Here is a 5,240-nt window from a genome sequence, read left to right on the forward strand (position 1 = left end):
ACCCCGACGGGATCCTCGCCACCCCCGTGGAGACGGTGCCCCGGTCCAAGGATCGGGGACCCGACGCGCCGGATATCCGGCGCATTGCCGACATTGTCGAGGAATACGAGGCCGTGGAGGTTATCGTCGGTCTGCCGCAGACCTTGCGGGGTGAACGGGGGAAGGCCGCCTCGATCGCTACTGTGTTCGCGAAGCGATTGCGAAGGAAGGTCGACCCGATACCGGTGCGGATGGCGGACGAACGTCTGACGACCGTCACTGCCGCACGGGCGCTTCGCGAGAGCGGTGTCAGTGCGAGGGGCCAGCGTCCTGTGATCGACCAGGCTGCGGCGGTGGCGATCTTGCAGGGATGGTTGGACGAGCGGAGCAGGTCGGTGAATGCAGGGGATTCAGGTGGGGACGTGCAGCTACCGGAGGGGGGCCAGTGAGCAATCATCGGCGACCCGCAGGTGAGCGACCCGAATTCGAGTACGTCCCCCGCGAACCCCGACGGCACCGCTACCTCGACGAGGACGACGACCACGTCGACTACGCGCCGCCCCCCGAGGACGACGACGTCGTCACCACGGGGCGCCACGCGGTGGTGTACGACGACCGTGAAATCGACGAACCCCACGCCGACTACACAGAGCCGGTGTACGAGCAGCCCGCGTACGAGAACCCGGTGTACGAGCAGCCGTTCGACCCCGAGCCCGTCTACGAAGACGGATACGGTCCCCGTTCGTACGGCGACGCCCGCGCCTACCGGGCACCGGCAGCCGACGAGCACGCGTACGACGAGCCTGCCTACGCCGACGAGCCGGTGCACGTCGACGAGCAGTACGAGGCCCACACCTATGCCGACGACCGCTACGACACACCGCCCGACGAGCCCGATGTCGCGTTCGCGGAGGCCGAGACACAGATAATCTCCGCGATCCCCGAGGAGATCCCGCCGACGCGCGCCCACGCCCGCACRCAGGCCCGCCGGCGCAAACAGGCCACGGGACGCGCACGCAGGGGCAAGCTGTTCGGCGCCCTCGCCGCCGCGACGGTCCTGATAGTGCTGGTCGGCATCGTGTTCGTCGGCGGCAAGATGTTCTTCGGCGGTCCCGACGCGCCCGCGGACTACGCGGGCCCCGGTGGTCCCGAGGTGGTCGTGCAGGTTCATCCAGGCGACACCGCCGAGGAGATCGCCTCCACTCTGGCCGAGCGGGACGTCGTCGCCAGCGGATCGGCCTTCTTCAACGCCGCGGTCCAGAGCAACGCGATGAACTCGGTGCAACCCGGCTTCTACAGCCTCTCGACCCAGATCCCGGCAGATGACGCCGTGCAGGAACTGGTCGACCCCAGCTCCCGCGTCGGGCAGATGATCATCTCCGAGGGCAGGCAACTCCACGACACCACCGATGTGCAGACCGGGGCCAAGAAGAAGGGGATCTACACCCTGATCTCCGAGGCCAGTTGCGTCGGTGAGGCCGGCCAGGAGCAGTGCATCAGTTACGACGATCTCAACGCCGCCGGCGCGGGCGACCTGTCCGCGCTCGGGGTACCCGACTGGGCGAAGGACGCGGTCGCCGGCGTTCCGGACCGGGACCGCCAGCTCGAGGGGCTCATCGCCGCGGGCAGCTGGGATTTCGACCCGACCGCCGGTCCCGCCGCCATACTCCAGAGGCTGGTCACCGAGAGTTCCGCGAGCTACGAGAAGACCGGCATCCTCACCGCGGGCAACCAGGTCGGACTCACGCCGTACAAGATGCTGATCGCCGCGTCCCTGGTGGAACGGGAAGCGATGCCGGACGACTTCTCGAAGGTCGCTCGCGTCATCCTCAACCGGCTCGCCGTCAACCAGGCGTTGCAGTTCGACTCGACGGTCAACTACGCGCTCGACACGACCGAACTGGCCACCACCGACGCCGACCGCGCACAGGTGACACCCTGGAACACGTACGCCAGCCCCGGTCTGCCCGCGACGCCGATCTCCTCGCCGAGCATCGGGGCGTTGCAGGCGGTCGAACAACCGGCGCCCGGCGACTGGATCTACTTCGTGACGGTCGATTCGAAGGGCACCACACTGTTCACGAAGAGCTACGACGAACACCTGGCCAACATCGACCAGGCTCTGAACAACGGGATTCTCAACAGTGGACGATGAAGTGGTGACCGCACGCAAAGCTGCGGTGCTGGGCAGCCCGATCGCGCATTCGCGCTCGCCGCACCTGCACCTCGCGGCGTATCGGGCGCTCGGTCTCACCGGGTGGACGTACGACCGGATCGAGTGCGACGGGGCGCGACTGCCCGGCCTGGTGTCCGGGCTCGGCCCGGAATGGGTCGGACTGTCCGTCACGATGCCGGGCAAGATCGCCGCACTCGAATTCGCGTCCGAGCGCACCGAACGGGCCGTGGTGATCGGCTCCGCGAACACCCTCGTCCGTATCGAGGGTGGCTGGCGTGCCGACTGCACCGATGTCGACGGGGTCAGCGGTGCGCTCACCGCGGGTGGTGTCGGAACCATCGCGGGCGCCGAGGCGGTCGTCGTCGGCGCCGGGGGAACGGCCAGACCCGCGCTCGTGGCGCTCGCCGACATGGGCGTGAAATCGGTGACCGTGGTGGCACGCGACGCGGGTCGCGCGGCAGGCGCACTGGGGTGCGCGGAATCGGTGGGGCTCGACGTCCGGTTGCTCGGCTTCGACAGCCCGGAACTCGGTGCCCGGTGCGCGGCGGCCGCCGCGCTCGTCAGCACCGTTCCGTCCGCCGCGATCACCGAGTACGCGGACATTCTCGGGCGGGCGCCGTTCGTGCTCGACGCGATCTACGACCCGTGGCCGACYCCGCTGGCAGCGGCCGTCGAGGCGGCGGGCGGCACCGTCGTCGGCGGTCTCTCGATGCTTCTGCACCAGGCGTTCGGGCAGGTGGAGCAGTTTACCGGTCGCCCGGCGCCGCGCGAGGCGATGGCGGCCGCTCTGGGCTAGTTGTCCACAGGCCGGACCGCTATCCACAGGTCGATTGTCGTGCCAGGTCATGGCGATCCACACGGTGATCCGGTCACGCATGCTGCTCGGCATGTGGTGGCTGATCGCGGCGAGTGTGGTGGCGGGTGCGGGTGCGGGCTGGGCAGCCCGCCGGACGGCCGGTCTGTTCGTGGGCACGGTGCGGGCGGGCTGGTGCGAGGCGGTGTGCGCGGTCGGCGTCCCCGCCACGGTCTGGGCCGGTACCACCGCATCCGCACTGTGGGTGCTGCCGTGTGCGCTCGTGTTCTGGTGGTGGTGTGTCAGTCTCGCCGCCACCGACCTGTGTGCACGGAAGCTGCCGAACCCGCTGACCCTGCCCGGATTCCTCGCGATCGTCGGCGTCGGCGCCGCGACCGGATCCGCGGCCACAGCCGTGATCGGCGGGTTCCTGTTGGCGTCGGCGTATCTCGCCCTGTACCTCGGCGCACCCGGGGCGGTCGGTGCGGGTGACGTGAAACTCGCGCTCGGGGTGGGCGCCGCCGCCGGGCTTGCCGGGGGAGAAGCCTGGGTGCTCGCGGCCGGGCTCGCGCCGGCGCTGACAGCGCTGGCGGGCTGCATCGTTCTCGCCGCCCGGCGTTCGCCGAAACCGCTCCCGCACGGCCCGGCCATGTGTGCCGCGACACTGGTTGCGCTGTTCGCCGTGCACATCGCGTGAACGAGTCCACGCCCGGCACACGGTTGGGAGGACCACCGTCACTGCCGGGCGCGGCGACATGGAAGGATATTGGGCGTGCTGCGCTGGATAACTGCCGGAGAATCCCATGGTCCCGCCCTCGTCGCGATGCTCGAGGGGATGGTCGCGGGCGTCGAAGTGACGTCCGAGGACATCTCGACCCAACTCGCGCGACGCCGACTCGGCTACGGCCGCGGCGCGCGGATGAAGTTCGAGGCCGACAAGGTCACCATCGTCGGTGGTGTACGCCACGGGCGGACACTCGGCGGACCGATCGCCGTCGAGGTGGGCAACACGGAGTGGCCCAAGTGGGAAACCATCATGTCCGCGGACCCGGTGGACGCCGAACTGCTCGCCGACCAGGCGCGGAATGCGCCGCTGACCCGCCCGCGCCCCGGTCACGCCGACTACTCGGGCATGCTCAAGTACGGATTCGACGACGCCCGCCCGGTTCTCGAACGCGCGAGCGCACGCGAGACCGCGGCCCGGGTCGCGGCCGCGACGTTTGCCCGTAGTTTCCTCCGCCAGGTGTTCGGTGTGGAGGTGCTGTCCCACGTGATCTCCATCGGCGCGTCCGATCCGTACGTCGGTCCCGAACCCACCGCGTCGGATCTGGCGGCGATCGACGCCAGCCCGGTACGCGCCTTCGACAAGGCCGCCGAGGAATCGATGATCGCCGAGATCGAGGCGGCCAAGCGTGACGGCGACACCCTCGGCGGGGTCGTCGAGGTCGTCATCCACGGTCTCCCCGTGGGTCTCGGATCGTTCATCAGCGGCGCGGACCRTCTCGACGCCCGTCTCGCGTCCGCCCTGATGGGCATCCAGGCCATCAAGGGTGTGGAGGTCGGCGACGGCTTCGAGACCGCGCGCCGTCGCGGCAGCCAGGCGCACGACGAGATGCGTCCGGGCCCGGACGGAATCCTGCGTTCGACCAACCGCGCGGGCGGCCTCGAGGGCGGCATGACCAACGGGGAGGCGCTCCGCGTGCGCGCGGCGATGAAGCCGATCTCGACGGTCCCGCGCGCGCTGGCCACCGTAGACATGTCGACCGGTGAGGAAGCCGTGGCCATCCACCAGCGGTCCGACGTGTGCGCGGTGCCCGCCGCCGGTGTCGTGGCCGAGGCGATGGTGGCGTTGGTCGTCGCCCAGGCGGCACTCGAGAAGTTCGGGGGCGACTCGGTTGCCGAGACGACCGCCAACTACGAGCGCTACGCGTCGGGCGTCGCAGCCCGGCTCGCGCGGTGACCACCCGGTCTGCCGTCGCATCGGGGCGGTGACGGATGATGGCACCGAAAGCCGTGCTCGTCGGCCCCCCGGGAGCGGGTAAGTCCACGATCGGGCGGCGCCTCGCGCAGGCCCTGGACCTTCCGCTGTTCGATACCGACGTGGCGGTCGAGGAGGAGGCGGGACGCACGATCGCCGAGATCTTCGTCCAGGAGGGCGAACCCGCCTTCCGGGCCCTCGAGGAAGAGATCGTCCGGAAGGCCATCGAGAGCCACGAGGGGATCGTGTCGCTCGGCGGTGGATCCATCCTCTCCGAGCGGACCCGGGCATTGTTGAAGGGCCACACCGTGATC

6 protein-coding genes are annotated in these 5,240 nt (G+C 69.8%); all 6 read left to right on the forward strand.

Annotated elements, in window-relative coordinates; translation table 11 throughout:
* Positions 1-428: Holliday junction resolvase RuvX (gene ruvX / locus AC1D1G_RS41250; protein WP_477956499.1), on the forward strand; the 428-nt coding region annotated here is incomplete at its 5' end.
* A complete protein-coding gene (locus tag AC1D1G_RS41255; protein WP_477956500.1) occupies positions 425-2,134 on the forward strand; it encodes an endolytic transglycosylase MltG in 1,710 nt (569 codons plus the stop codon). The genes ruvX and AC1D1G_RS41255, both read left to right, overlap by 4 nt.
* A complete protein-coding gene (locus tag AC1D1G_RS41260; RefSeq protein ID WP_280782181.1) occupies positions 2,124-2,951 on the forward strand; it encodes a shikimate dehydrogenase in 828 nt (275 codons plus the stop codon). Before AC1D1G_RS41255 ends, AC1D1G_RS41260 begins: the two co-directional genes overlap by 11 nt.
* Before the next feature lie 34 nt (positions 2,952-2,985).
* Positions 2,986-3,645 (forward strand): prepilin peptidase, encoded by a 660-nt coding sequence (locus AC1D1G_RS41265; RefSeq protein ID WP_283332338.1) that lies wholly within the window; start codon positions 2,986-2,988, stop codon positions 3,643-3,645.
* A gap of 75 nt (positions 3,646-3,720) precedes the next feature.
* A complete protein-coding gene (aroC, locus tag AC1D1G_RS41270) occupies positions 3,721-4,908 on the forward strand; it encodes a chorismate synthase (protein ID WP_477956501.1) in 1,188 nt (395 codons plus the stop codon).
* A gap of 38 nt (positions 4,909-4,946) precedes the next feature.
* Positions 4,947-5,240, forward strand: a 294-nt coding sequence (locus AC1D1G_RS41275; protein WP_477956502.1) for a shikimate kinase, incomplete at its 3' end; no start/stop codon positions are given.

Source organism: Rhodococcus sp. P3_B8 (assembly GCF_056402775.1).